Source organism: Thiemannella venezuelensis (genome assembly GCF_014203605.1).
Taxonomy (GTDB): domain Bacteria; phylum Actinomycetota; class Actinomycetes; order Streptosporangiales; family Streptosporangiaceae; genus Planomonospora_A; species Planomonospora_A venezuelensis.
The window spans coordinates 1,949-3,401 of record NZ_JACHJJ010000064.1 but is presented as its reverse complement, the minus strand read 5'-3'; the positions used below and the strand labels follow the sequence as shown (position 1 = coordinate 3,401).

1 protein-coding gene and 1 pseudogene are annotated in these 1,453 nt (G+C 72.5%); both read left to right on the top strand.

Translation table 11 applies throughout. The features are described 5' to 3' along the window. Positions 1–543 (top strand): annotated as a pseudogene (locus FHS22_RS37610) (ISL3 family transposase); the annotation flags it as partial. Positions 544–892: 349 nt separating this feature from the next. After that, positions 893–1,453, top strand: a 561-nt coding sequence (locus FHS22_RS37070) for a hypothetical protein (protein ID WP_184948875.1), incomplete at its 3' end; no start/stop codon positions are given.

Below are 1,453 nucleotides of genomic sequence, written 5' to 3'. Positions count from 1 at the left end.
TGGAAGCATGGCTGCGCGCCCATCCCGGCGTGCGGATCCTGTACCGGGACGGCTCAGGCGCCTACGCCGAAGCGATCCGCCACCCGCTCCCGGACACCATCCAGGTCGCCGACCGCCGGCACCTGTGGCACAACTTCGGCGAGGCCGTCGGAAAAGAAGTCGCAGGACATAGTGCCTGCTGGGCCAAGGCCGGACCCTCGCTGCCGAACGGTAAACGCGTTACCACCACCCGCGAGCGCCGGCAGCAGATCCACGACCTGCTCGGTCGGGGCGTCGGCCTGCTGGAGTGCGCCCGCCGCCTGAACCTGTCCCTCAATACGGTCAAGCGCTACGCGCGCGTGAGCGAACCCGAATCTCTCCGACGCGCCCCGCGCCTGCCGGCCCACCCTCGTCGACCCCTACCGCGACCACCTGCGGCGCCGCCGCGCCGAGGACCCCGCCGTCCCGGTCCTGCACCTGTTCAACGAGATCAAGGCCCTCGGCTATTGGGATAGCTTCAACCTGCTGTATCGCTACATCACCCAAGGCCGGGTCGAGGCCGACCTGCGCGCCCAGCGCGACCGCCGGCGGCCGCCCAGAATGCAGCCGACCCCGAACCGAAGGAGTAACCCGCATGGACAGCCCAGATCAGCGGCCCTCGGTCGCCTCCACCAGCGCTGAGCTGGAGTTTTCGACGCCGGGTGCCGCCGCCGGACGCACCGCCCAGCACCTGGAGCCCCTCGGCGCCACCATCGGCTTTTGGACCGCGGCCATGCCAAGCGCCCACCCCGCCGACTTTGCAGTGCTCGGTGAGGCGGCCCAAAAGCGCGGACTGTATCGCGAGGCCGCCCAGCTGCACAAACACGCCACCTCCCACGGCGACCCATCTGCCGCCGCCGCGCTCGTCCGCCTCATGCACACCGTGCATCCGAGCGAGCGCCGCCCCGCCCATCACGCCGCCGCGCACGCCGCCCTCGACGACCCGGGCGCGGTGGTCTTCCTGCTGGACCGGCTGCGGGAGGCGGGAGCCGGTGAGCAGGTCACGGTCTTGGCCGAGCGGGTTGCCGCGCACGCCGCCCTCGACCACCCGGACGGGGTGACCGCGCTGCTGAAGGGCCTGCGGGAGGCGGGAGCCGGTGAGCAGGTCACCGTCTTGGCCCGGCGGGCCGCCGCGCACGCCGCCCTCGACCACCCGGGCGAGATGACCCACCTGCTGAAGGGCCTGCGGGAGGTCGGAGCCGGTGAGCAGTTCGCCGTCTTGGCCGGGCGGGCTGTCGCGCACGCCGCCCTCGACGATCCGTCCTGGGTGGCCTTTCTGCTGGTCCGGTTGCGGGAGGCGGGAGCCGGTGAGCAGGTCACCGTCTTGGCCGAGCGGGTTGCCGCGCACGCCGCCCTCGACCACCCGGACGGGGTGACCGCGCTGCTGAAGGGCCTGCGGGAGGCGGGAGCCGGTGAGCAGGTCACCGTCTTGGCC